Source organism: Maribacter sp. MAR_2009_72 (assembly GCF_007827235.1).
GTDB classification, from domain to species: Bacteria; Bacteroidota; Bacteroidia; order Flavobacteriales; family Flavobacteriaceae; genus Maribacter; species Maribacter sedimenticola.
In genome coordinates this window covers 3,797,979-3,822,837 of sequence record NZ_VISB01000001.1, presented here as the reverse complement: position 1 = coordinate 3,822,837, position 24,859 = coordinate 3,797,979, and the positions used below count along the sequence as shown (strand labels likewise).

Genomic DNA, 24,859 nt, shown 5'->3' with positions numbered 1-24,859 from the left:
ATTCCACTATAAGACTTTTAAAGGATTATATTCCATAAAAAAGCCTTTTTTAAAGATAGAACTTTTACCCTTTTTGAATAATCTTATCAATATTTCCTGCCAAATACATATGGTCACTAGCAGAATTTTTACGCAAAACATTGGTCATTAGCACCACCATATACCTGCAATTATTAGTATGCTCCACTATAATAACAGAGTTCATATAATTGGTAACGTTACCCATGTACTTTCCACATGCCTCTCCTTTGCTACGATCACATTTGTAAAGTGAACCTGATTTAAAGTACACCGCAGCTTCCTTTAAGGCAGGTGCTTGTGCATAGCGTATTCTTCTATCGGTCATGTACATTAACCGTTTCATTTCCAAACTAGACGCTTCATCCACAACCTTTCCTTGCTCCAACTGTACCAAAAATTTCATTAACCCTTGTGGTGATCCTATACTGCCCCCTTTATCACCGACATAGGTATTTGCCCCACGTGTAAAAAAGCTCCCTAAACGCCATTCATCGGCAGTAATGCCTAAATCCCGTAAGGGTAAATTGACCACATCGTTTCCTAAATCCGTCAGTTCCTTCTTAGGGGTTTCCTTAAAATAAGTATCAGCTTCTTCTTGCGTTAGATCAGGATATTGTTCACCAAAAGCGGCCATCAACAATACTTCTCTCCAGACAATGCTTGCAGCACCGTTATTACTAACGGACAACATATGATCCGCCCATTCATAAAGCGTAAAAACATCACTGGCTATAACTTGGCGTTTAACCAATGTGTTTTTTTCAATATTATAGATAGGAATGGTGTGTTCATCCGTTAATCCCCATACACCCGCTTTAACCGATTTATTTTTTAAAAGTTCGGTTCTCAATTCAAATGAATCCGGATATATTTTGGCCAATTGAGTAAAAAGTCCGTTAAGAACGGCCAATTTACCTACGCTACCTGGTTGATATCCTGCAGTTTCGTTGCGTTCCGCATAGCGGATTTGCTGAGAATCGGATATATCCAAAACGGTCAACGAATAACTCTTGTCCAAACCACGGAACAGTGCACTGATTTCTTTCTGAAAATCTGCATCAATCTGCATCAATGCCATAGCGCTATCTTCCTTTCTATCCAGAAGATTCAATTGAATCTCGCTGTATGATTTTAAGGCTCCGTTAGGTAATGTCGTGGCGTCCTTAATTTCACCACTCTTAATCAGTTCTAAGCGTTTTAAGCGTTTGATACCTGTACGTTCGTAACCGTCTATTGGATAATATGCATAAGGTGCAAATGCAGAAGCCGTTAAGACGACTACCAATACTATTAATACTTTTTTCATTATAATTTTGTACTTAAGGGAATTTCTTTACCTGTATTTATTTTGGGGGTAATGGATTCCAGATACCCTGAACTTAATGCTTTTTTATTTTCAACAAACGGACGTATTTGAAACAACCATAACTTATCATCCTTAAATCCGAGTTCAACATCATACGCCCCATCATAATCGGAATTGGTCTCATCCACTAAGGTCATACGGATCGTTTTTGCCAAATTTTTTATTTCCCTTATATTTTTTTCATTGACGACCCTTGTCTGAAAGTTAGCCACCTTTTTCGCAGTACCCCCTGTTATGGGCAACGTATTGTACAAGGGTTCCCGTGCCGGTGCCAGCAACCTATAACCTTCATTGGCATAAACGGTATACGTTTCCGCAGATTGACCATCTACGGCACCGCCCGCGCCCCTACTAAAAGCTATGGTAAGGTCCTCTTCATTTCCGGAATTAATTCCTTTGGTTATCAAAACTCCAGAATAATCCACATCCACACTGGGTATGACCAATATTGAAGGAAAAACGTTCTCTGGGTTCAATAGATATTTTTGACGCCATTTAAAGCTACGCTCCGTATAGGGTGATGCCCACACCTCTTTAATGCCATTTAAGATTTTTTCCTTGTCCAATACATTGAACAATGTAAGATTTAAGCCGGCACCCGTAAATTCCTTTAAATCCTCCATGTTCGTATCACTGCGCAAAAACACGGGGATGTCTCCAAAATCGGCACCCAGCACCTGTTTAAATGATTTGTCCAATTGGACCATAAAATCCTCCTTTAACGGCATTTGCTTAATAGCATTGCGCAAAGTCTCCAATTGGAGCAATTGGTAATTCTCTACCTCCGGCTCTGGTACTGCAGTGTTTATCATGCGTTCAGCTTCGGCGAACATTGCATTTAAAAACTCCCAATAGGAAACACTTTGTCCAGGCATCCGTTGGTCCATATGGTCCCTAAAAATTCCAAACGGAATTACCAATCCTTCTACCACTTGATCGGGAAACATTTTCTTTAACTGCCCTAAATTGGCCGCTTTAGGCCCACACAATGCGCCAGAGTCACTGGCATCTACATTACGCATATTCAAGACTTCTGTATTTTTTAATTGTATTTTTTCTATAGGTACTTCTATTTTATCGGTATTACGTTCCTTTTTCACAAAAAGCGCGCGCTCTTCCGCGGTCATTTCACTTTCTGGCTTAAGGATAACATTTCCTTTATTGGATACGGCATAGAATACCCTATCCCCATCATATTTTTTTAAGCTTTGAAGATTGCCATCAGAAAGGGCGGCATTTGGTATTCCAAGATTTCTGGCCAATAATTGTACGTGAGAAACCATATTCCCCTCAGCCACGGTGGCAATACCCGCCACTGGTTTTAAGTCTGATGGGGAACGCTGGAAAATATATATTTTATCGGAAGAAACTTCAATGTCCTCAGATGAACCGTCCACTACCACCAGTTCACCAAATGCATAGCCGGGGTTTAGTCCCCTGAACGTACTTTGGTTGGCAATATCCAATACTTTATTGGTCAGTGCAGACTCTTTGGCGATGAAATTTCCCAATTCTCCCACACTTTCACCCAAATGTAGCGCTATGGAACCCCTTATACGGTCATCTATAAAGGCATACGCCTTAGGTTCAAATGTAGTATATACATCAATGATCTCCTGATAGTTAGCCTTAACCATAGCGGCACTCCATTCCACAGCCGCCCTAGCCGTTTCCAATATGGTAGTCAATTCTGCCAAACTCAATTTTTCCTGGCCATATTGGCTCAAGGCGCCTGAAATCTGTTCCCATTCCCAAAGTTCAAGATAGCCAGCTCCAACGGAGGCCGTGGTCAGGGCACATATTTTTTCAAGTTGCCCGGTAACGGTAGTTGGTTCCCACAAAGATGCATTTTTGAACAAAAGCTCTTCTAGCTTTAAGGAAATATCCAGCAATTGCAATCTTGCCAAAGGCCGTTTTTCCAACAAGAGCCCTTCCCTTATCTCAAAAAGCAGTTGTGCTGTTTCGTTTACCAAATAAGACGGCGTTTTATTGACATCAAGTCCTTTTGAAAATGCAAGTACCTTATCACCAAGCGCGGTGCCCTGTACCAAGTTGGAACTATCAAGCAAGGCCTGTATATCTAACGGTTTAAAAAAAGTCTGCATGGTTACTACCAGCGCATTTATTTTCTTGGAAAGGTCTACGGTCAATACCTGTTGATGCTTATTTTTAAAATCAATTACTTTTTGGATATCCGATACTTCCGGCTGGCTATGAATTTTGGTGCGTAAATCCATAAATGGCGTGTATTGGTCTGAAACAACTTTGGATTCACTCCGCATTTGTTGCGCTATGTTATCATCGCCATTATGCGGTACATCCTTTAAGGTTTGCCGTATAAAATAAAATTCCCGTTCAAGAAGTTCATCCTTGGCCAATAGCCATTTGTAAAAAGAAATTCCCCGTGCTTCCTCATCCTCTACTTGCAGCGCCCCTCTATAATACTGACCTTTTTGATTTATCCAACCGTTATCTACCAACCGCAGGTATTTATCTAACTGGTATTGTTTTAGTCGCGAATGGTTATGGGTCACATCCCACAGTTCCTCATTAGTGGTATAGGCCAAAATCTGCCCTAAAAAAATATGGTTGCTTTGCGCTAAAGAAACCACCTCATCCTTATAACGGGCATGTTGTTGGCCGGGTCCAATACGTTCAGGACAGGGATCTTTGGGCTGCCTTACGCTGCCGTCCGTACAAAACCAACGTATATCCTTATATGGACCGCGTACATCATTTTTAAACCGTGCCACCATCTCATTTATCCTATTAGGGTTCATTGCAGATTGAGCATAGACAGATTGGACATTCACCAAGCAGATGGCAAACAGTAGCTGATAAAAGGAGCGTAAAAAAATCTTTTTCAATTGTTGGGTTTTGGTTTCGGCACCAAAGGTAGTATCAAAATATACTATTAGGGGTCGTATTCATAAAATAATTTGCACCAATAACAATAATAGCGCACTGGCATACAGTTCCTTAAGCCTTAAAAAAAACATTCATAATAAAATGATAAAAAAAATCGTTATTCAAATATTTAGATTTCATTTGTATCGACATTTCAACCTTATAAAAAGGGTGTGAAAATCAACAAAAAAAATCAATAACTAAACGTATAAAAAAATGAAATCACTTTTAACGGTACTGTTTTTAACCTTAACTTCCTTAACCAGTGCATATAGCCAAGATGCCGAAAAAATGGACGCAACTTTTGTAGGCTATGAGGATGACATGTACGTATTCACGGATAATGAAGGGTATAGGGTTGAGTTCAACAACATTTCAAAAGAAGCAAGCCAAAAATATGATCTAACCGATCCTATGTATGTTGGCAAACAGTTTATCCTAACATTTACGGTAGACACCGAAATGGACGAAGATGACGAGGAGATTCAGGTAAGTACGATCGTGACGCTGATGATGCCTCAATAATTCAATGAAAAGGACCTAAGGTCCTTTTTTTATGCCCATGTGTTAACGGGTGCCATACTATAAACGCATTAAAAAAGCAACTTCAAAGAGCCGAATCTTTTTCGTTTCTTTGTATTTCAATAACAAATTTTAAGATGACTTTACTAGGTATTGATGTAGGAGGATCAGGAATTAAAGGCGCATTGGTAGATGCAAAAACAGGAAAAATGATTTCTGAACGCTATCGAATTCCTACGCCAAAACCCAGAACCCCCGAAGCAATGACCGATGTTATTGCGGAAATTGTTACGCACTTTGACCATAAAGGAAAAGTTGGTTGCGGCTTCCCTACCATCATCAAAAACGGGGTCTGCAAGGCAACAGGCAACCTAGATCCTAGCTGGTTGGGCGTAAACGTGGAAAAAGTTTTGGAAAAGAAAACCGGATTGGATTTTACTGTACTCAACGATGCCGATGCCGCAGGTTATGCCACCATGAACTATGGTACAGGAAAGAACAAAAAAGGCTTGGTCATCATGATCACTATAGGTACAGGACTGGGAAGCGGTGCTTTTCTGGACGGTAGATTAATCCCTAATTTTGAATTGGGACAGATTCCCTATAAAAAATATGAGAAAATAGAAAAATGGGCAGCTGGTTCCGCCAAGGACAAAGAAGGACTTTCCTATAAAAAATGGGGAAAGAGATTCAACACTTTTTTAGAGTATGTTGAATTGATTGTTTCTCCGGACCTTATTATTTTGGGAGGTGGGGCGTCCAAGGATTTTGACCAATTTAAATCGCAGATTAAAATAGAGACTAAGGTAATTCCCGCCAAATTACAAAACCATGCAGGAATCATTGGCGCTGCCGTTGCCGCCTTGCATAAAATATAATGTATCATAAACCCATAAAAAAATCCCAAAGCTATCTTTGGGATTTTTTTTTATGGGCCGCTCTTTTAATTTAGTATCTTGGCATCTACAGGCGCATCAAAAAAATTGATGGGTAAATCAGACTCAAAGGAAACATCAGAGAAATCAATTTTTGTGATGTACGTACCTGGTTTGCCTTCTTCCGTGGTCCAATAGGTCTTAAACCCACCCGGTAAAATTATTCCGTCCACTTCTTGTTCGCCAATAAATTCCGTAAATTTTTCAGGGGCGTGACCACCGTCCTTAAAATATTCAGGATAAGAAACAATGTACCTCATAACGGCCACCTTGTTGGAATCCTTACCTATATATAAGATATAATAATCATCTGGCGCATCACCGGTTCCCGCATCAAAAGTTACCTTGACCACATGATATTCCACGCCTTTAAAAGTCTCTGGTTTCAATAGTTCAAGATTTACCCCTTCCCCATTCAGAATAAAAGGATGACCTATAAAGTACAATGGCGTCAAAGCCCAGAATTTGGTATCATAGGCAAAGGCGGTGCTATCCTTGGCCTTTACCCAAGCCTTTTCACCTGTCCACCCAAAACGTGCCGTAGAATCCGTTGTGCTGGTATGTACCGCACGGTTACTCCATGTATCCACAGTTTTGTAACTATCCCTAACGGTCTTACCGTCCTGGGGTTGATAATTAAAACGAAATGAAATGGGTCCGTTGGCATACCAAGTATCCAAACCGCCATGTGCTTCCATAGCGTTCCAAATTACCTTACCGGCTTCTGTTGTAGCCAATTGCTGCTTTGCTTTTGCCACCCTAGTGGATACCCATGCCTTAGGAATTGAAATAGTTTTTTCTTTCTGGACTTCAGTTTTGGGTTCTTGTGTATTTGGCTTCGTTGTTTCCTTACAAGAAACAAAAAAGGAACATACTGCAAATAGCATTATTGGGTAACTTATTTTCATAGTTGGGTGCCGGTAGATTAGTTACCAATTAAGATTACACGGCTTTATGATCTAAACTGGCTGTTTTTCTTTGCTCGTAATTCTGTGCCACGACCTCGTCAAGCGCAGCCGGGTCCTCAAAATTCAAGCGATTTTCTTTCAGTCGCTCCTCTCCCCCAAAAATTACTTGGATCTCTTTATTTAACATTCCTTCCAGGGAACGCTTGGCCACAAGCTCCGGAGAATCCATCTCCCGATCCTTGAACTTTTGCATCATATCTGTATTCGTAGCCGTAGGAAAAGAACAGGTAACACTAATATTGAATGGCGCAAGTTCCCGCCTCATAGCGTCTGAAAATTGACGCACTGCGGCCTTGGTGCTTGCATAAACCGAATAAAAGGGCATTCCAATTAACCCCAATCCGGAAGAAATATTCAAAATAGCGGCTTCCTCCGCAGATTTTAATAAGGGAATACAATATTTGGTGAGTAAAAGTATGGATGTATAGTTTATAGCCACCTGATCATAAATGTCCTCGTCAGGTATGTCTTCCAATGGTCCTGCAGAAACAATGCCCGCATTATTGATCAGGATATCCAAATGGCCCCATTTATCTTCAATACGCGCGGCAGTTTCCCGTAATACCTCTATATTGGCCACATCACCGGCAATCCTCAAAAACTTTACGTCTTCAAATTCTTGGGACAACTGCTTAAGATTATCCCTGTCACGGGCAATTACCGCAATTTTACTTACCCCTCCGTTTACGAGTTCACGTACCATACTTTTACCGATACCCCGTGTACCACCGGTAATAAGTACATTTTTACCTTCTAGTTGCATAATTACTTAGTTTGAGTTGAGTTTAATTTTCACTTTAAATTAGATAAATTTCCGTGTAGAAACGAAGAAATTTGAAGGATGCACGGATTATTAGGAAAGTAAGAAAATCTATCTTAATTTTTTGCGTTTTTCTTAATCAAACAGTTATTATGGCCTATACCTTAGCCGTTGTAAATGTGGATATTCAAGATAAATGCTGATGTTTATAGTGCATAAAAAAGCCACCCGTTCAGGTGGCTTCAATTTATTTGTAAAATATCCTTTATTTTAAAAGAGACGCGTTACGCAATCTTGTTACGTTTACGCTCATTCTCCGTTAAATAAATTTTACGTAGACGTAAGAACTTTGGCGTTACTTCTACATACTCATCTTTTTGAATGTATTCCAATGCTTCTTCCAGTGAGAACTTAATTGCAGGAACAATCTTGGCCTTATCATCTGCCCCAGAAGAACGCACGTTGGATAACTTTTTGGTCTTGGTAATGTTCACGGTCATATCATCTCCACGAGAGTTTTCACCAATTACCTGGCCTTCATAAATATCCTCACCCGGATCTACGAAGAACTTACCACGGTCTTGCAATTTATCTATGGAGTAAGGAATAGCTTTCCCTTTTTCCATGGAAACCAAAGAACCGTTCTGGCGTTGTGGAATGTCTCCTTTCATAGGTTGATACTCCAAGAAACGGTGTGCCATAATGGCTTCACCAGCCGTTGCGGTCAATAATTGGTTACGTAGGCCGATGATACCACGAGATGGAATTTCAAACTCACACAACATACGGTCACCTTTTGCCTCCATTTTGGTCATTTCACCTTTACGGATAGATACCATCTCTACTGCTCTACCGGAAACTTCTTCTGGTAAGTCAATGGTCAAATGCTCTATAGGCTCACATTTAACACCATCTATTTCCTTAATAATTACCTGTGGTTGTCCGATCTGCAGTTCATAACCTTCACGACGCATTGTTTCTATTAACACGGAAAGGTGCAAAACCCCACGGCCAAAAACCAGGAATTTATCCGCACTATCGGTTTCGTTGACACGTAATGCCAAGTTTTTCTCCAATTCCTTGGCCAAACGATCTTTAATATGTCTAGAAGTCACAAATTTACCATCCTGTCCAAAGAACGGACTATCGTTAATGGTAAAAAGCATACTCATTGTTGGCTCATCTATTGCGATAGTTTTCAATGCTTCCGGATTTTCCAAATCGGCAACGGTGTCACCAATTTCAAAACCTTCAACCCCAACCAAGGCACAGATATCACCAGTTTCTACTTCTTGTACTTTTTTACGTCCTAAACCTTCAAATACGTATAGCTCCTTAATTTTTGATTTAACGATACTACCATCTCTTTTCACTAAGGAAATAGGTTGACCTTCTTTCAATGTTCCTCTTTGTAACCTACCAATAGCAATTCTACCGGTAAACGAAGAGAAATCCAACGAGGTAATCAACATTTGTGTATTACCTTCCTTAGGTTCAAAAGTTGGGATATGCTCAATGACCATATCCAATAAAGGTTCTATGTTTTCAGTTTGGTTTTTCCAATCCTCGCTCATCCAATTGTTTTTTGCAGAACCGTAGACTGTAGGAAAGTCTAACTGCCATTCTTCTGCGCCAAGCTCGAACATCAAATCGAAAACTTTCTCATGCACCTCTTCTGGAGTACAGTTTTCCTTATCTACCTTATTAATAACCAAACAAGGCTTTAAACCTAGGTCAATTGCTTTTTGCAGTACAAAACGCGTTTGTGGCATGGGTCCCTCAAAAGCATCTACCAATAACAATACCCCATCTGCCATATTCAATACACGCTCAACCTCACCACCAAAATCGGCGTGACCGGGAGTATCTATTATATTTATTTTAGTATCCTTATAAATAACGGAAACGTTCTTGGAAGTAATGGTAATACCACGTTCTCTTTCCAAATCGTTATTATCCAAAATTAAATCACCTGTGTTCTCGTTTTCACGAAACAAGCTACAGTGGTACATTATTTTGTCTACCAAGGTGGTCTTACCGTGGTCAACGTGCGCAATGATCGCAATATTCTTTGTAGTGGACATAAGGTCTATTTTAAGCGTGCAAAGATACTTCAAATTTTAATAGCTACACTTAATCTTATGTTATTTTTATCTTATTGATTTTGAGCAGGTTCTATCAATAGATTGTAGTTATTTTCTACCACCTATGACCCAGCCCAATCGGGCGTCTACCAAAATACCCGTAACCTTGTCAAATTCATTGATAAAAATACCCGGGCCAAAGGCCAAACTAAAATAGAACCCTTTTTTATACGTACGCTGTAAACCATATACCAATGCTGCATTGTAATAGTAATCAGAAGCATATTCCAAATTCCCGATCAATGGGGTTCCAAACTGGAATTGGTTCAAAAAAGATATGTAATTACCAGAATTACCGGATATATTCTTTCTTTTTCGCAAACGTCTTTCAAAATTGATATAGTTTCTAAAATCTGCCGCAAAACCCGGATAAATTCCAAATTGGGTCTCCGTATTGGTTGCACCCCTTAGGGCAAACCCTATAATTGCTTCCATGTTTATGGTAGATTTATTGCCTACCCCTACTTCATAGGATGCTCCTGGCAATAAGGCATTTACCTTGAAAATGCCTTCTTCTACCAATCTATTGGTTTGGGCGTTGGCATAAAAAATTGACAATAACAGTACAGGTAAAAAGAAAAGTTGTTTCATTGGTCGGATTGATTAATTTATGTGGACGTACAACAATAATTGGACCACTTTAATCAAAAACCGGTTTTCTTGATGTTCTTTTTGTAGGTACCCAACCAAATGTAAAACCGACCAAAGGACCGTAGCCACTTGGCTCCCCATCACCTCTATAATAACCTGCCCCAAGTTCCGCATTAAAATTAAAACCTTTTGGATATGTACGTTGAATGCCGTACACCATGCCATAAAACCCAAGATTAAAATCATCTGGTCCGGTAATATTGGTTGTCAGCCTGGCTTGCGAAAAAAAAATTGCCTGGGCCGCTGCAATATAGTTACCAGAATTGCCGCTTACATTTTTGTTTTTATTTACCCTTCTATTAAAATTATGATAATAACGGTATCTATTGTTCAAGGCAAGTCCTATTACATATCCAGGTTCATAAGTGGCCATACCCAGACCAAGTGCCGTAGACACACTTTGATTTTTGAAGAGTCCCAGTTCATAGCTCAACCCCGGACTGAACAGATCCAATTTAAATTGATGCCGTTCCAGATGAACGATTCCCGTTCCTTTTTCCGTAACCCCATTTATTTGGGAATGTACCCCTACACTCCATAATATAAGGATTACCATACCTAATTTTTTCATGTCCCAGGATTTAAGTTGCCTTTAAATCTAAAAACTATGATATGGATTAGTACTATCTTTATATAAAATTTATGATATGGACTTGAACAAGATTCCCCAAATAAAGTATACGGATAGTCAAAATTTCTTTCTTCTTGCCGGCCCTTGTGCCATTGAGGGCGAAGAAATGGCAATGCGTATCGCGGAACATATGGTAACCCTAACCAATACCCTCCAGATTCCTTATGTCTTTAAGGGCAGTTTTAAAAAAGCCAACCGTAGTAGATTGGATTCGTTTACGGGAATAGGTGATGAAAAAGCTTTAAAAATTTTACGTAAGGTATCCGAAACCTTTGAGGTACCTACGGTGACCGATATACATACGGAACAGGATGCCGCCATGGCTGCGGAATATGTAGATGTTCTACAAATACCGGCATTTTTGGCACGCCAAACCGACCTTGTCGTTGCTGCAGCCGAAACAGGAAAAACGGTGAACATTAAAAAAGGGCAATTTATGAGTCCGGAAAGTATGAAACATGCCGTAAACAAGGTTACGGAGACCGGTAACGAACAAGCGATCATTACCGATCGGGGCACCATGTTCGGCTATCAAGATATGATCGTGGATTTTAGGGGCGTACCCACCATGAAGCAATTTGCTCCTGTAGTATTGGATGTAACGCATTCCTTACAACAGCCCAATCAATCTTCCGGGGTTACGGGCGGCAGGCCTGCGTTAATAGGTACTATGGCCAGAGCCAGTATTGCAGCAGGTGTAGACGGACTTTTTATAGAAACACATTTTGATTGTGCCAATGCCAAAAGTGATGGTGCCAATATGTTGGATCTAGCCTTAATGAAAAAACTATTGACAGATTTAGTGGCTTTGAAAGGGGTAGTCAACCAATTTTAATCCAAATCAGCACGTTTATAAAAACCGTTTTTACGTACTGAATACGCGTCTTGGAGTACATCGGTCAAGATATTGTCATCAATCTCCTCCAAAGAGCTATAACGCAATGAACGTACTACTTTTCGCTTTTCGGAAACTAGTACGTTCAAATGTTTGGTAAGGTGTGCAGAATTCCAAAAAGCAATATCCACAAATTTATGTTTATGGGACGCGTTCAAATAACAGATAGGCGATTTACCGATATAAAAACAGGGAATATTCCATTTATATTTTAATTCAACATTGGGCAAGGTCTGCTCGATCTTCATTTGCAAATGCATTAATATACCCCTATATGGTTCTGGTTGGTTAAAAATATAAAGCTCTGCCGGATTCATAGATTACGTTAAGAAGTTCATAATAACATCTTTACATAGATGATTTAAGTCTCAAATATATAATTTTACCGTTTTTAAACTTTAAGAATGTCAAATAAAGTACCCTTTATTATAATTATAATTCTCACATTTATAACTCCTTACCGTTCTTTTTCCCAAGACAATGATGATATAAAATGGTATTTCAACAACAGTAAAAGTTTAAGCGAACTTTGGGAATTGGACGATGAGCACCACCGTGGCACATTCATCATTACGTCTTACAAACCTATTTATTTAACGGCCGTAAAATATTCTACGGACACCAATAGGTATCCGGTAGCGGAAAACTCCACCAAATCGCTAGACGCCCCTGTAAGCCTAAACACATCGGAATCTAAGTTTCAGGTAAGTTTAAAAACCAAGATTTTTCATAAAATGTTTGATGGTCGTATGGACCTATGGATGGGCTATTCACAGACCGCCTATTGGCAAATATATAATACGGAACGCTCAAGGCCGTTCAGGGAGTTGAACTATCAGCCGGAATTGATCGCCAATTTTCCGGTATCCTTTAAATTTCTTGGGTTTGACGCTAAAATGATCGGTGCATCCATCATCCACGAATCCAATGGACAGTCAGACCCTATCTCCAGAAGCTGGAACCGTATCGCTTTTCATGCCGCCTTTGAACACCATAATTGGCAAGTAATGTTAAAACCTTGGATACGGTTAGGGAGCAAAATCGATGATAACGAGAATATTTCCGATTTTATTGGCCGTGGTGAGGCCAATATCGTATATGACCTGGGTAGACAGCGGTTTAGGGCAATTGCCAGACATTCCTTGAATATTGGCGATAAAAGTAGGGGCAGTTTACAATTCACCTGGTCGTTCCCCATATTCGAGAATTTTAACGGACATCTACAGGTATTTGATGGGTACGGGGAAACGTTGATTGACTACAATCATAGACAGACCACTTTTGGGATAGGGGTTTCATTGATTAATTAACCATTATTTAAACTTCTGCACCCATTTTTAAAAGATTGAAATTCTTGATTTTTATACATTTGACAAAACAACCAACGTATGAAAACGTACCTGACCTTACTCTTTATCCTTAGTTCCGTGCTGTTCATTTCTGCACAAGAACATACCCACCAAAGCTTGCGCCCGCTTTCCTTTCCGGATATACCGGGTTATAAAAGCTTAAAAACCGATTTACACATCCATACCGTATTTTCCGATGGTTATGTTTGGCCCAATATTAGGGTTATGGAAGCACTTAGGGACAATCTAGATGCAATTTCTTTAACGGAACACTTGGAATACCAACCACATTCAAAAGATATTCCGCACCCAGATAGAAACAGGTCTTACAATATTGCGATAGAAGAAGCCAAGGAACATGATCTTATAATCGTTCACGGCTCGGAAATAACCCGCAGCGCACCCATGGGGCATAATAATGCCGTGTTCATTACCAATGCAAATCCAATTTTAAAGGAGAAAGCCGAAGATGCCTTCAAGGAAGCCAAAAAACAGGATGCCTTTGTGTTTTGGAACCACCCTGCTTGGTACAACCAATCCCCGCAGGGAAATCCGATCTTGAGCGATTTTCAAAAAGAACGCATTAAAAAAGGTGAACTTCATGGTATAGAGGTTATTAATGCGGTAGATTATGCTCAAGAATCTTTAGCACTTGCACTTGAACATAATCTAACCATTATGGGTACCAGTGACATACACGGACTCATAGATTGGGACTATACCGAAAAAGGCAACCATAGGCCCATTACCTTGGTTTTTGCAAAGGAGAAAAGTTTGTCCAGTATGCAAGAAGCCCTATTTGCAGGAAGAACCGTTGCTGTATATAACGGACTAATGGTGGGTAAGGAAGAGTTTTTGGTTCCGCTTTTAGAGGCAAGTATCAAGGTGAAAGAGGCCATCTATCATGAAGACACGGAAATTGTACAGATTATATTGGAAAATACCACAAGTAGTTCCCTTTTATTTGAAAATGCAATGGACTTTTCTTTCTATAGCAATTCTCCGGTATTTGAAATTCCCGCTTTTGGCACGTTTACCTTACAGGTAAAAACGTTACAAAGACTACCTAGACTAAAATTGTCCTTAAAAGCAATAGGCACTTTTGTAGCTCCCAGAACATCACCAATAATCTCTTGGGAGATCATCCCGGAATAGACAGTAATTCTATTCCTTACCGTCCACGTAGTCCTGTAAATAAGCATAACGCTCCGTAAGTTTACCGTTCTGCGTCATACGAGCTCTTTCAAGTACACCATCTTTATCTTCGTTAAAAAAGGCAGGAATTACATTTTTAATAAAGGCCTCACCAAACCCTTCACTTGCATCTCGCGGAAGTTCACAGGGTAGATTATCAACTGCCATCACTGCAATGGCCTCTTGAGTTTTAAAATCCACCTCTGTTTCAGATATCGGGTCATACCCATAAATGGGTTCTGCAATCGTAGAAGGTCTAATAGTGGTTGCCACGGGGCCATCAATATCACAACTTACATCTGCCACGACCTTAATTTTAAAATCAGGGTGTTTGGCATCTTCCCTAGTAAATAAATAAGGGGCTCCCTGTCCGTAGAAATGACCGGCAATATAAAAATCGGTCACCTTGGCAAAACGGAAAAAATTGGATCTATATTCTTCTGGATGGGCAAAGAAGTTGGCCTTATTGCCCCGTACGCCATCCTTTCGTTTATTATATTCCCCCGCATCTATTTGGCAATATACGGGTTCATTAAAATCATTTTCCAAATATTCCGTAACATTCACCCTGCGCATACCCATACCGTCCAACATTTCACGGGCACCATTACCTACTCTTCCCCTACCCGTCAACAATACCTTGATATTGGGCAGCTGTATTTTTTTGAGCTCCGCTATTAATGCGGCTTGGTCTTCCAGGTCATTGGCCTTCGGTAATTTAAACGCCCCATATTTTAGTCCGTAGGCCCTAAATCCGTTATACGCCCCTACGATACCGGCATATCTGCCAAATGCAACCACCCGTTGCTCCTGTGTATTGGTAATGACCTCATGGTCATACATTTCTATATTCTTCTCCAAAAGGGCCCGTAACAGTTTTCTGTTATAGGGCTGCTTTTTAATAGTATGAGAAAAGAAGAAATACTTTTTTCCAGGAATTAGGGCGGCTATAGGCACTTCCTTTACACCCAAGAGTACATCACATTCCTGCATGTTATCCGTTAGCGCTAAACCTACTTTCTTGTATGCTTCATCTGGATAGGCACGTATGGGAGAAGGTTCTACCAAAATTTGGGCCTGTGGAAATTTATTCAGGACTTTTTGACATGCTTCTGGGGACAGTACCACGCGTTTATCCGGCGGATTTTTACGTTCTCTTATGATTCCGAACTTCATATGGGGTTTGGTATAAATATTGCACTAAATTATGCAATTAGATACATATGTTCTTATGTAGCTATAAAAATTATAGGGGTTCGTAAACTTTTGTTAGCTTTGCTGCCCGCAGGAAATCCTTCATCAGCTTTTTGTTGTAGAGGGATGAAATGTCAAGGACTATGGATCTAGGATGGTGTGCGTTAGGGATAGAGGCAAGTACCGTGTACTGCCGAAAGCCCGACCCTTTTGAAAAAAGGGAAACGCCCCGGCACTGGTGCAAAAAAGTTCATTAACATATTGGGGCCGACCGGTTTTGACAGCGAGACTAGTTGGAATGTAAGCATACCGAGCGCTGGGAAACAGCTCGTTAATCTCATTTTTCACACTTTTAATTGGCGAAAATAATTACGCTCTTGCCGCTTAATCTGAATTATAGTAAGATTGGCCTCGTCCCTACAAGGTAGGGAAGCGAGATGTTCCTGAACAGCCCTTGTTGACGGCGGTTCTTATAGGAGCACCAGAAAAGTCAACACAAGGATACCTGCTCGCTTTGGCGGTATCACCAAAATCTTAAGAAGATAAGCATGTATTAGGCGGTTTCTGGTCAGGTACATGTCGAAAATCAATCAGAAACTAAGTATGTAGAAAGCATTGCGATTACTTGTTTGGACGAGGGTTCGACTCCCTCCGGCTCCACTAAAACAGTACCGAAACGATTCAAAAACTCCTTAATCTTATGATTATCAGGGGTTTTTATTTTATACGGTTTCATTTAAATCGTTTTGAAACCGTATTTTATGTGACCTATTCGGTGAGTACTTTTTTTATAAAAAAACACTCACCGATTTCCTTGTAATTAACTGATATAATGTTAATTATGAAAATTATATTTTCCTTTTTTGTACCTTTATTTCTGTTAAAAAGATATTTAAAATGGGTCATTCTTTCTCACAGTTATTTTACCTCAAAGGAAAACATTTTGAAAAAGATGTGAAAGTACCAATATACCTGCGTTTGACAGTTAATGGGCAACGTAGCGAACTGAGTATTTCCCGTAAAGTTGATCCCGAAAAATGGAATACTAGAACGGGAAAAATGCGCGGAACAAACCTCGAATCAAACGAATTGAATTCGTATTTAGATGCTGTCAGAAACAAAATAAATAAGATTCATGCTCGACTTGTTGACGAAGGCAGATCCTTTAATTCTTCGGACATAAAAAACCTTTACGTAGGCAAAGGAGAAAAAATTAAAATGCTGGTACAGCTCTTTGAGGAACATAACCTGCAGATGGAAAAATTGGTCGGGGTTGAATTTGCCCTTGGTACTTGGAAGAGATATCACACCACCAAAAAACATGTGAAGGAGTTCTTAAGGACCGAGTACCGGAAGGACGATGTTCCAGTTCGTGATGTCAATTTAAGATTTATCAAAGGGTTCGAGTACTTTTTAAAAATAACCAAAGCCTGCAATCATAATTCGGCTTTGAAATATGTCAACAATTTTAAAAAGATCATCCGAATGGCAGTCGCCAATGACTGGATATCCAAAGATCCATTCTATAACTACAAAGTTCAATTTAAAACTGTGGAGCGTGATTTTCTTTCCAAAGAGGAACTTCAAGACTTAAAAGAAAAAGAAATAGATGGCGATCGTTTAAATGTAGTACGTGACATGTTCGTATTCTGTTGCTACACCGGACTTTCCTATATTGATGTGCAAAAGTTGAATCAGGATAATATCGTTCGCCATATTGATGGTAGTTTATGGATTCAGGCGGAGCGCACCAAAACCAAATCGAAGCTGGGTATTCCAATTTTACTAACTGCAGAAGCTATTTTAGAAAAGTATAAAAACCATCCTAAAGTTGTCAATGGAGAATGTGTGCTTCCCGTTTTGAGCAACCAGAAATCCAATGCTTATCTAAAGGAAATAGCAAACTTATGTGGCATAGAAAAGAACCTTACGACACACCTAGCTCGGCATACCTTTGCTACTACTGTTACCCTTTCTAATGGGGTGCCAATAGAGACTGTTGGTAAAATGTTAGGTCATAAGAATTTGCGGACCACGCAACATTACGCTAAAATCATAAGCAAAAAAGTAGAGTATGATATGGGGATTTTAAAAGAAAAGTTGGCAGAGATGGATAATAAGCACATCCAAAAAACAAGTGAATCGTAAAATTCTTTTTCAACTAGAGCTTTATCAAGGAATCATTTCACCCCAAATCTTACCATAACTTAACTGCGCATGGATCCTGTGAAATTTTTGTAGCGTTCCGGCAGATAAGCGTCAAGCAAAAATTCCATAGGGCGCAGCCTACTTTCGGTTTGAAGTACTATCCTTTTTCGCTAACCATTTCCGGTACGATTCGTAATGACCGGGATTCTGGTCAAAATACCCTCTCAGGTTGGATATTACTTCCTGCTCTCCCTCGGTAAATGCCCTTTCCTGGACTTCCCCGATTCGGGAGAACTGGAGTGAAAGGTATCCTATGATGACCAAGGAAATGAACCAAATCGAGTAATGAATCAATAACTGTATTTTTGGTAGAAGTCTTGCTTTCGAAATCTGATTGCTGATATCCTGAACCGACTCCTGAAGCCTTTCGGCATTCACCTTTTCGGAATTCAGATGCTCTTGGAGCAATCGTTCGATTTCCGAAGTATCGGGTATCACTTTGATGTTGTCCGTACTCTGGGTCAACCTTTCCAATCTACCGATGGACCTGTTGAACCCATCCAACTCGTCGGTGAGCAGTTCCATTACCCCGTCCAGTTTCTTATATCCCATAGCTTATTGTTTTTAATATCCGATTCCGGTATCGATGGCCCTTTTAATGGTTTTTTTGATGATGTTCTTAGCGATACTTGTGGCTAAATTGGTGCTCATTTCTACGGTTTTCCCCATAAGCTGGACCGATTTACCGACCTCTTTTGGTTTTACAATCCCTTTGTTCTGGAAAAGTTGTGCCATGATCCTTCCTCCGGACATGGAGCGGTGTACCTCACTGGCCTTGAAGTTATAACCTTGATATTGGAACCGGAATCCCTGTAACCTGTTCGCTTTGTTAATGGTCGGGATGACCTCCACGTTCCTTTCCTGCATGACCTTGATGTAGGAGTCCAATGTTTTTGGCCTTTCGGTCTCCATTACTTTATGATGGATGTCTTTTATTTCAAGCCGGACCTTTATGGAATCGATCTCCTTTTCGAATTGTACCTCCTTGACCGTTGTCAGCCCCATTTCCTTGGCCACGTTCTCTGCGGCAAATTGGCTCCGCTTGCCTATAAAACTGTCGTTATAAGCCTTGCCATCGAAAGCGATACGGTTCACGTACAAATGGACATGGATATGTGCCTTGTCCCTATGGACAAAGGCGATGGCCTGCCGTTCCTTTAACCCCATCTCCTTGATGAACCCCTTGGTCAATTCCCCAAATTGTTGCTTGGAAAGGTTCCTACCATCCTCTTGTGTCGGACTGAGGATAAAGCTCAGGGTGTTCTTTTGACAACGGGCATTCTCTTCCTGTATCAACCTGAACTCCTCGGTTATCTCTTGGGGATTATTACCGGCCAAATGTTGGCTGAAAACAATCTCCGCATCCTTCTCTTGGTTCCAACCGTAATCGATACTTGTGCCCGTATGCGCTATGGATGTTCCTTTGCCTATCATTACTTCTTTCTTTTGAAATTATTAAGATGGGTCCGTATTTCCTCCGCCAGTTGCTCCACCTCGCTGGTCAGTTTAGGGTTGTGTTTTCTGAACATATTACTGATGCGGGTAAAGTTCCCCTTGTACTTCACCAGCATTTTATAATGGTCTAATTGTTCCTCGGTCAGACGTTCGATGACGGCATTGCCGAAAGCGGAGCTGCGGCAATATTCGGAGAGGGAAAGTCCCGCCCGTTGCGCCCTTTTCTGGAGCAGTTTTTTCTCGTAGATGGAGCACCGGAACTTGATATAGGTCCTTTTCATTTTTCTTTTACTTTGCGACCATCGGGAGTAAAGCGAGTTTGTCTTTGTGGCAACAAAGACACATCTCGCGCTTCCTGACCAATTCCCTTCTTAGCAGTATAGATGAGCCATTCGTTCATGTCCTTGAATCCTTCATAAAACTTTGATTTGTCAAGGCAGTTATTGGAACTCGCCATCAATTTTTGGGTCGTCCTTCTTCCATTCGGATCGTTGTCCAGGTAAAGGTCGATTTGCGGATAACCTTTCATTATTTGGATTGCTTTCGAAACGAAGGCAGTGGAGTTCAGCACCAGAAAATCATACTCTGCTTCCAACATTTCATTATAGCTAAGAAGGGATAGTAAGTCGAACACGCCCTCGGTAACGATAAGTTTTCTATTCCCATTTTTGATGTGGGTGCTGTCCTTGGGCGAACTACAGTTCTTACGGTATTTGTTCCTCAGTTCCCATCCCCCGGAATCGTTTTTAAAACCGATGGCGAAGTAGTTCTTATTATTAAAACTATAATGGACCTCCCGAATGAATTCCTTGGCCGTTACGATTGAAATATATCTGGAATTCAGATAACCCCGCAAAGCGTCGTGGTTAAGTTCCTTGACTTCCCTTATGGTCATCCTATCTTGATGTTCCACTTTAAAACCGGGCCGCTGTTGAAAGAAAAAAGAGCTATTTTCATCTCCGATCATTCGTAAAGCTTCTTTTACGTTGCATTGGCCCATTATGCATACTAGGTCGATAACATTTCCACCTATTCCTTCACCATGGTCGTACCATCTGTTCAGTCTCTTGGACACCTTGAAAGAGGCTTGGGTCTCTGAGCGGAAAGGGCTCAGGAACCAAGCTTCTTTGTCGTTCTCCTTGGTCGGAAAGTGCCCTAGTTTTGCCAGCGCTTTTTCGATGGGAAAAGCTCGCGCTCTTTCACACGATAGTCTATTTGTTCTTTTTTCTTTCATCAGCCTCTTTTTATCGGATTTCGGTTACCTTCCTACCTACATCCGTATTTATTGGGGTTCAGGGCTTAGGTGGGTATTAATTTGAACTTACCCATCTTACCCAATTAGGTAGGTTAGGTAATACTTAGGTAACTAGTTGTTTATATATCTTACCTTAAGGTAGCTCCCGCTAGTGTGTAGATACAAGTCTTTGAGGTAAATAGGTAGCTCCATTTTCACCTTTTCTAAAGTTCAACCTCCCAAGGTGTCTTTCCAAAAATGGGTTTGGCCAGATATCCGTACACCTGTCGTTTGGGGTGCTTTATCCTTTGAAAGTTGAATCCGGACAATGCCCGTCCCAAGTTTACCTGGTTCAGGTGAAGGTTCAAGCAGCTGAGCTTGACCAGTACATCCGAGGCGGTAACGAAATCATCGATATCGTCCGACTTTTCAAAATATTTGGAAACCAGTTCCTCTTCCGTGGTAAGCTTCGTGCACTTCTTGTTCCGCTCCTCGTTCTCTTGAATATCACTTATCGACAGTTCAGGATTGAAATCAGGGTCGGCATAGGCGAGATGGTATGCCTGTGACCAAACCCTATTAATATCAACTTCCTCAGAATACCCGAAATCTATTTTCCCTTTAAGTTCAAAGCAAAGCCATCTCACGGAACCGGTCTCATCATTTAAAAATGACGCCATATTGGTAGAGCCTACAAAGGAACAGATCCTAGGTAGCGTAGTATTCTTTCTGTCATAGGGCAATCGTTCATTGATAAAGGTTTTGGAGAAAAAGGACTTTAACGCGTTCACATCCTTTTTTGAAAGCACCGCAAGCTCGTCCAGATTATATAGGAAATTCCGGCAAAGCTGTATACGTGCATCCTTGTCGTTACTGATGTCCTCGGCCATATATTCTGACAGCTCAGTGGGACATAGGAACCGGCACCAGGTCGATTTACCGGAATTCTGACCCTGATGGGAAAGGACAAAGGCCTGTTTGTTGAAATAGTGTACCTCCAACGCACATTTTATTGTCCGCACCAGCCATTTCTTGAAATGATATTCAAAGGCTTTCTTCTCATAGGTCGGTACATAGGAGGCTAATTTTAGTATATGATCCTGACCGTCCCACTTAGGTAGGTTTTCAAAATATTCCCGGATGGGATTGCATTTTGGGATCCATTCCGACCGGATAAGGGTTTCCAATTTTCCATTGGGTATATCGATGCCCGCTTTCGCCAGTTCGATGATCAGGGAATTCAGGTTAAGATACTGCTATTCCGTGGAATCCTTGAAGGCAATCTGGAAGTCGTGCGATATTTCGTTAAATGTAATATCATACTTGCTCTCCAAATATTCCATGGTGTAGTCATATATCGTTTTTTTCTTGGCGTCCTTTACATGGTAAAGTCGTTCGCCATAGCCAAGCGAGTCCATCACCTTCTATTTTTGAAGGTGTACTCAAGTGCATCGTCGCTTATTTCGGCATGCGACTTTCTGCTGTTCTGGAGCAGCCAATCGTTGAGTTTGCGTTTCTCGAAGAAGATCATCTTACCGTTGGGCTTTGAATGCGGGATATTTCCCGAGGCCGTTAGTTTATAAAGATAGCTCCTTGATATTCCGGTATAGTCACAGGTCTCCTCGAAGGTAAGTACCTCTTTATTGGCCGTCAATAGCCTTTCCAAACGATCAAGTCGCTCAAAGATTAAAATAGTGTCCATTTGTTTCTTTTTAAGATTATTAAATGAACAAAAGCGCTTTTGTTTTCCTTTGTAGAATTCTTTGGATAAAGGTAATTGGAGGGAGGTGGTAAAGCTTGTTTATGTACGAATTTTTATTCACAAAATATTGACAAACAATTACTTATACCAAATCAATACAAATCGAACCAAATAAAATTTTGATAGTTTCATTTGGTTCCAAAACGATTTAAATGATACCATTTGATTTTTGTTAAAAAAGGAAGGATTTTGAGTTATCAACAATTGACAATTTAATTATCAAGAAAATAAGGGTACTTAGAAGGCAAAAAGCTAGTCATCTGAAAATAGTTTCAATGTATTGTCCCAAAAAAGGTTCAATTCTTAAGACCATTTCTTAAAATATGAATCCGCAAATAATTGAACGCCTGACAATCGCTGTTTTTAAAAGGTCGCCCTCTAATTGTGATATAACCCCATTATCCTACTACTTCCTTTTTCGTTATAAATGGCTGACTATAATGCCGTTGCCCCGTGGCTTTATATAAGGCATTGGCCACCGCCCCGAAAACAGGGGGAAATGGAGGTTCGCCCATACCCGTTGGGTCGATTTCATTCTGCACAAAATGCACGTCGATTTCTTTTGGCGCTTCTTTCATGCGGATCATTTGATATTGGTGGAAATTGTTTTTTTGGGGCACTCCATCTTTAAAAGTCAATTCCCCAAAAAGGGCATTACCAACACCATCGGTTATGGCACCTTCTGCCATGTTCGTGGCTGCATCGGGATTTACCACTACCCCGCAATCAATGGCGCAAACTACTTTTTCCACCACAGGTCTACCGTTTTCCATCTTTAAGTCCAGTACATGCGCTGCATAGGAATTATGACAAAAATAGGCCGCGACACCACGATGTTTCGACTCGTCATTTTGTTTCCAAGCCGATTTTTCACGTACCAATTCCAAAACTCCGGCATAGCGCTCTGCGTCGTACTGATTATCTTCCCCAACCGGGTTTTCCTTGGCACGTTTTAGCAGGTCCAACCGAAATTGGATAGCATCCTTGTTCATGGTTTCCGCAACCTCGTCCAAAAATGCCTGTTCGGCACCGGCCATAAAATTTGAACGGGGAGCGCGGAAAGCACCAACCGTAATATTGGAATCAATGGACCATTCTTCGGCCAAATAATTATCAATGGCCCCTGCTGGAAAACGATTGGCGAACAATGGGCTTTCTGGTATACCGCCCGCCTTTATATGCAAGGCAGTTAAATTGTTGTTTTCATCAAAAGCCGCGCGATAGGTTGCGTGATAGGTTGGGCGATAAACACCGGTCGTCATGTCATCTTCGCGACTATACACCAATTTTATAGGAGCATTTACTTTTTGCGAAATTAAGGCCGCTTCTACCACAAAGTGGGCATAGCCCTTTCTTCCAAAACCACCTCCCATTCTTGGCAATTCCATTTCAATATTTTCCTTCGGTATTCCTAAACTACTTTCCAGCGTTGGAATGATGAAGGATGGAATCTGGATCGGTGCCGCAATTTTAACTTTATTACCTTCCACATGCGCAAAAGCATTTATAGGCTCCATGCTATTGTGGGCAAGAAATGGGGCCGAATAGCTTCTCTCCAAAATCTTTGCTGCATTCTTGAAGGCGGCCTCCGGATTGCCATCCTTTCGGACGATATTTCCAGGTATAGCCGCAAGGGCTTCCATCTGTGCTTTGTGGCCTTGAGTGGATTCCAGTCCCGCAGGGGTATTTCTTGTTTCCTGTCCAAAAAACCCATTGACAATTTCAGTATTTGCGGTGATTGGCTTCCATTCTACATTTAATTTCTTTTTGGCCTGCATGACTTCCCAAGTAGAGTTACCTACTATCGCCACCAATTCAGGAAAAGCATTGGTATCAAAACCGTGTTTTTTAAATCCCTCCTTGAAACTTTTGATGGTTATTACATCCTTGATTCCTGGCATGGCTTTGACCGCCTCGTCATCAACCGATTTCAAGGTCATTCCAAATGCAGTAGGATGTACGATCATAGCGATCAGCATGCCGTCCTTTTGATAATCCATACCAAACATGGGTTTGCCGGTTATAATCTTTTTCGCATCCACATTTTTATGGGAACGGCTGATGAGCTTAAAGTCTTTCACTTCTTTCAATTGCACTTCTACAGGCACGTCTAGCGTTGCGGCAACCGAAGCCATTTCGCCGTAACCGGCCGATTTTTCTGAAGCTGCGTGTTGCAATACTCCTCCGTTAGTAGTGATTTCTTCTACGGGTACCTGCCATGTTTTTGCAGCCGCGGCCATCAACATCTGTTTTGCTGTTGCGCCGGCCATTCGAAGAGGTATCCATCTTGCTTTTATTCCCGTGCTGCCTCCTGTTAGTTGAAAACCATATTTTTCTGCATGATAGGGTGCCTGCTCTACCACCACGTTTTTCCAATCCACATCCAACTCTTCCGCCACCAACATGGGCATCGATGTTCTAATATTCTGACCGAATTCCGGGTTTGGTGTGTAAACGGTCACCATCCCGTTATCCCCAATTTTCAGATACGAATTCATCTCGAACCATTCGTTGGGCATTTCTGTACCGGCCATCTCTTTTGCCTGTTCCGGCTTACAGGAATTTAAAAAACTGAATCCGAGTACCAATCCGCCACTTGCCAAACTTGTATTCCTAATAAAAGCCCTACGTCCAATATGCGTGTTTATCTTTGTCATCTTCTG

General features: G+C 40.9%; 23 protein-coding genes and 1 other RNA gene. 7 read left to right on the top strand and 17 right to left on the bottom strand.

Features of this window, described 5'->3' with window-relative positions:
- Positions 1–64 precede the first annotated feature (64 nt).
- Both JM81_RS16025 and JM81_RS16020 read right to left on the bottom strand, forming a co-directional pair.
- Positions 65–1,327, bottom strand: a complete 1,263-nt coding sequence (locus JM81_RS16025) for a serine hydrolase (protein WP_144804891.1) — start codon at positions 1,325–1,327, stop codon at positions 65–67.
- A complete protein-coding gene (locus JM81_RS16020; protein ID WP_261375100.1) occupies positions 1,327–4,254 on the bottom strand; it encodes a PEP/pyruvate-binding domain-containing protein in 2,928 nt (975 codons plus the stop codon). The genes JM81_RS16025 and JM81_RS16020 overlap by 1 nt, the downstream gene beginning before the upstream one ends.
- A 256-nt stretch (positions 4,255–4,510) precedes the next feature.
- Between JM81_RS16020 and JM81_RS16015 the strand changes: the two genes are divergently transcribed.
- Both JM81_RS16015 and ppgK read left to right on the top strand, forming a co-directional pair.
- Positions 4,511–4,819, top strand: coding sequence for a hypothetical protein (locus JM81_RS16015; RefSeq protein ID WP_144804889.1), 309 nt, complete (start codon positions 4,511–4,513; stop codon positions 4,817–4,819).
- Positions 4,820–4,953: 134 nt separating this feature from the next.
- Positions 4,954–5,694 carry a polyphosphate--glucose phosphotransferase gene (gene ppgK / locus JM81_RS16010; protein WP_144804887.1) on the top strand — a complete coding sequence of 247 codons (741 nt, stop codon included), beginning with the start codon at positions 4,954–4,956 and terminating at the stop codon, positions 5,692–5,694.
- Positions 5,695–5,759: 65 nt separating this feature from the next.
- Here ppgK and JM81_RS16005 read toward each other — a convergent pair whose 3' ends face one another.
- The 5 genes from JM81_RS16005 to JM81_RS15985 all read right to left on the bottom strand — a co-directional run bounded on the left by JM81_RS16005 (position 5,760) and on the right by JM81_RS15985 (position 10,845).
- Positions 5,760–6,659 carry a DUF6503 family protein gene (locus JM81_RS16005; protein WP_144804885.1) on the bottom strand — a complete coding sequence of 300 codons (900 nt, stop codon included), beginning with the start codon at positions 6,657–6,659 and terminating at the stop codon, positions 5,760–5,762.
- A gap of 34 nt (positions 6,660–6,693) precedes the next feature.
- Positions 6,694–7,482 (bottom strand): SDR family NAD(P)-dependent oxidoreductase, encoded by a 789-nt coding sequence (locus JM81_RS16000; protein WP_089259540.1) that lies wholly within the window; start codon positions 7,480–7,482, stop codon positions 6,694–6,696.
- 281 nt (positions 7,483–7,763) lie between these two features.
- Positions 7,764–9,563, bottom strand: coding sequence for a translational GTPase TypA (typA, locus tag JM81_RS15995; RefSeq protein WP_089259539.1), 1,800 nt, complete (start codon positions 9,561–9,563; stop codon positions 7,764–7,766).
- Between the two features lie 108 nt (positions 9,564–9,671).
- A complete protein-coding gene (locus JM81_RS15990; RefSeq protein ID WP_144804883.1) occupies positions 9,672–10,214 on the bottom strand; it encodes a hypothetical protein in 543 nt (180 codons plus the stop codon).
- A 49-nt stretch (positions 10,215–10,263) separates the two neighbouring features.
- Positions 10,264–10,845 (bottom strand): hypothetical protein, encoded by a 582-nt coding sequence (locus tag JM81_RS15985; RefSeq protein ID WP_186435593.1) that lies wholly within the window; start codon positions 10,843–10,845, stop codon positions 10,264–10,266.
- Positions 10,846–10,921: 76 nt separating this feature from the next.
- Here JM81_RS15985 and kdsA point away from each other — a divergent pair, with 76 nt between their 5' ends.
- Complete coding sequence (gene kdsA, locus JM81_RS15980; RefSeq protein ID WP_144804881.1) at positions 10,922–11,740, top strand: 3-deoxy-8-phosphooctulonate synthase; 819 nt, start codon at positions 10,922–10,924, stop codon at positions 11,738–11,740.
- Here kdsA and JM81_RS15975 read toward each other — a convergent pair.
- The gene (locus JM81_RS15975) at positions 11,737–12,117 is read right to left on the bottom strand and encodes a DUF1801 domain-containing protein (RefSeq protein WP_089259536.1); all 381 of its coding nucleotides are present in this window, start codon (positions 12,115–12,117) and stop codon (positions 11,737–11,739) included. The two genes, kdsA and JM81_RS15975, sit on opposite strands and share 4 nt — an antisense overlap.
- 87 nt (positions 12,118–12,204) lie before the next feature.
- Here JM81_RS15975 and JM81_RS15970 point away from each other — a divergent pair, with 87 nt between their 5' ends.
- Positions 12,205–13,110, top strand: a complete 906-nt coding sequence (locus tag JM81_RS15970; protein ID WP_144804880.1) for a phospholipase A — start codon at positions 12,205–12,207, stop codon at positions 13,108–13,110.
- A 78-nt stretch (positions 13,111–13,188) separates the two neighbouring features.
- On the top strand, positions 13,189–14,304 hold the full coding sequence (locus JM81_RS15965; protein WP_144804878.1) for an Sb-PDE family phosphodiesterase: 1,116 nt from the start codon (positions 13,189–13,191) through the stop codon (positions 14,302–14,304).
- A 9-nt stretch (positions 14,305–14,313) separates the two neighbouring features.
- On the opposite strand, the gene JM81_RS15960 is transcribed toward JM81_RS15965, so the two are convergent.
- Positions 14,314–15,519, bottom strand: a complete 1,206-nt coding sequence (locus JM81_RS15960; RefSeq protein ID WP_144804876.1) for an NAD(P)-dependent oxidoreductase — start codon at positions 15,517–15,519, stop codon at positions 14,314–14,316.
- Between the two features lie 281 nt (positions 15,520–15,800).
- Here JM81_RS15960 and ssrA point away from each other — a divergent pair.
- Positions 15,801–16,200: a transfer-messenger RNA gene (ssrA, locus tag JM81_RS15955) on the top strand.
- 234 nt (positions 16,201–16,434) lie between these two features.
- On the top strand, positions 16,435–17,685 hold the full coding sequence (locus tag JM81_RS15950) for a site-specific integrase (RefSeq protein ID WP_144804874.1): 1,251 nt from the start codon (positions 16,435–16,437) through the stop codon (positions 17,683–17,685).
- A gap of 138 nt (positions 17,686–17,823) precedes the next feature.
- Here the strand turns inward: JM81_RS15950 and JM81_RS15945 are convergent, their stop codons facing one another.
- The 8 genes from JM81_RS15945 to JM81_RS15915 all read right to left on the bottom strand — a co-directional run bounded on the left by JM81_RS15945 (position 17,824) and on the right by JM81_RS15915 (position 24,853).
- Positions 17,824–18,297 carry a DUF6730 family protein gene (locus JM81_RS15945; protein ID WP_144804872.1) on the bottom strand — a complete coding sequence of 158 codons (474 nt, stop codon included), beginning with the start codon at positions 18,295–18,297 and terminating at the stop codon, positions 17,824–17,826.
- A gap of 12 nt (positions 18,298–18,309) precedes the next feature.
- Entirely contained in the window at positions 18,310–19,179 is an 870-nt protein-coding gene (locus tag JM81_RS15940) for a relaxase/mobilization nuclease domain-containing protein (protein ID WP_144804870.1), read from the bottom strand.
- Positions 19,179–19,481 carry a mobilization protein MbpA gene (mbpA, locus tag JM81_RS15935; protein ID WP_144804868.1) on the bottom strand — a complete coding sequence of 101 codons (303 nt, stop codon included), beginning with the start codon at positions 19,479–19,481 and terminating at the stop codon, positions 19,179–19,181. Before mbpA ends, JM81_RS15940 begins: the two co-directional genes overlap by 1 nt.
- On the bottom strand, positions 19,478–20,434 hold the full coding sequence (locus tag JM81_RS15930; RefSeq protein ID WP_144804866.1) for a toprim domain-containing protein: 957 nt from the start codon (positions 20,432–20,434) through the stop codon (positions 19,478–19,480). The genes mbpA and JM81_RS15930 overlap by 4 nt, the downstream gene beginning before the upstream one ends.
- Positions 20,435–20,658: 224 nt before the next feature.
- On the bottom strand, positions 20,659–21,621 hold the full coding sequence (locus JM81_RS15925; RefSeq protein ID WP_261375098.1) for a virulence-associated E family protein: 963 nt from the start codon (positions 21,619–21,621) through the stop codon (positions 20,659–20,661).
- A gap of 69 nt (positions 21,622–21,690) precedes the next feature.
- A complete protein-coding gene (locus JM81_RS18645; protein WP_261375097.1) occupies positions 21,691–21,852 on the bottom strand; it encodes a hypothetical protein in 162 nt (53 codons plus the stop codon).
- On the bottom strand, positions 21,852–22,136 hold the full coding sequence (locus JM81_RS15920; protein ID WP_144804864.1) for a helix-turn-helix domain-containing protein: 285 nt from the start codon (positions 22,134–22,136) through the stop codon (positions 21,852–21,854). Before JM81_RS15920 ends, JM81_RS18645 begins: the two co-directional genes overlap by 1 nt.
- Before the next feature lie 458 nt (positions 22,137–22,594).
- Positions 22,595–24,853, bottom strand: a complete 2,259-nt coding sequence (locus tag JM81_RS15915) for a xanthine dehydrogenase family protein molybdopterin-binding subunit (RefSeq protein ID WP_144804862.1) — start codon at positions 24,851–24,853, stop codon at positions 22,595–22,597.
- Between the last annotated feature and the right edge of the window lie 6 nt (positions 24,854–24,859).

What these genes read in the sequence shown, in the direction of transcription:
- JM81_RS16025 (WP_144804891.1), bottom strand. Translation starts at nt 1,327, where the DNA reads ATGAAAAAAGTATTAATAGTATTGGTAGTCGTCTTAACGGCTTCTGCA.
- JM81_RS16015 (WP_144804889.1), top strand. Translation starts at nt 4,511, where the DNA reads ATGAAATCACTTTTAACGGTACTGTTTTTAACCTTAACTTCCTTAACC.
- ppgK (WP_144804887.1), top strand. Translation starts at nt 4,954, where the DNA reads ATGACTTTACTAGGTATTGATGTAGGAGGATCAGGAATTAAAGGCGCA.
- JM81_RS16005 (WP_144804885.1), bottom strand. Translation starts at nt 6,659, where the DNA reads ATGAAAATAAGTTACCCAATAATGCTATTTGCAGTATGTTCCTTTTTT.
- JM81_RS16000 (WP_089259540.1), bottom strand. Translation starts at nt 7,482, where the DNA reads ATGCAACTAGAAGGTAAAAATGTACTTATTACCGGTGGTACACGGGGT.
- typA (WP_089259539.1), bottom strand. Translation starts at nt 9,563, where the DNA reads ATGTCCACTACAAAGAATATTGCGATCATTGCGCACGTTGACCACGGT.
- JM81_RS15990 (WP_144804883.1), bottom strand. Translation starts at nt 10,214, where the DNA reads ATGAAACAACTTTTCTTTTTACCTGTACTGTTATTGTCAATTTTTTAT.
- JM81_RS15985 (WP_186435593.1), bottom strand. Translation starts at nt 10,845, where the DNA reads ATGAAAAAATTAGGTATGGTAATCCTTATATTATGGAGTGTAGGGGTA.
- kdsA (WP_144804881.1), top strand. Translation starts at nt 10,922, where the DNA reads ATGGACTTGAACAAGATTCCCCAAATAAAGTATACGGATAGTCAAAAT.
- JM81_RS15975 (WP_089259536.1), bottom strand. Translation starts at nt 12,117, where the DNA reads ATGAATCCGGCAGAGCTTTATATTTTTAACCAACCAGAACCATATAGG.
- JM81_RS15970 (WP_144804880.1), top strand. Translation starts at nt 12,205, where the DNA reads ATGTCAAATAAAGTACCCTTTATTATAATTATAATTCTCACATTTATA.
- JM81_RS15965 (WP_144804878.1), top strand. Translation starts at nt 13,189, where the DNA reads ATGAAAACGTACCTGACCTTACTCTTTATCCTTAGTTCCGTGCTGTTC.
- JM81_RS15960 (WP_144804876.1), bottom strand. Translation starts at nt 15,519, where the DNA reads ATGAAGTTCGGAATCATAAGAGAACGTAAAAATCCGCCGGATAAACGC.
- JM81_RS15950 (WP_144804874.1), top strand. Translation starts at nt 16,435, where the DNA reads ATGGGTCATTCTTTCTCACAGTTATTTTACCTCAAAGGAAAACATTTT.
- JM81_RS15945 (WP_144804872.1), bottom strand. Translation starts at nt 18,297, where the DNA reads ATGGGATATAAGAAACTGGACGGGGTAATGGAACTGCTCACCGACGAG.
- JM81_RS15940 (WP_144804870.1), bottom strand. Translation starts at nt 19,179, where the DNA reads ATGATAGGCAAAGGAACATCCATAGCGCATACGGGCACAAGTATCGAT.
- mbpA (WP_144804868.1), bottom strand. Translation starts at nt 19,481, where the DNA reads ATGAAAAGGACCTATATCAAGTTCCGGTGCTCCATCTACGAGAAAAAA.
- JM81_RS15930 (WP_144804866.1), bottom strand. Translation starts at nt 20,434, where the DNA reads ATGAAAGAAAAAAGAACAAATAGACTATCGTGTGAAAGAGCGCGAGCT.
- JM81_RS18645 (WP_261375097.1), bottom strand. Translation starts at nt 21,852, where the DNA reads ATGGACTCGCTTGGCTATGGCGAACGACTTTACCATGTAAAGGACGCC.
- JM81_RS15920 (WP_144804864.1), bottom strand. Translation starts at nt 22,136, where the DNA reads ATGGACACTATTTTAATCTTTGAGCGACTTGATCGTTTGGAAAGGCTA.
- JM81_RS15915 (WP_144804862.1), bottom strand. Translation starts at nt 24,853, where the DNA reads ATGACAAAGATAAACACGCATATTGGACGTAGGGCTTTTATTAGGAAT.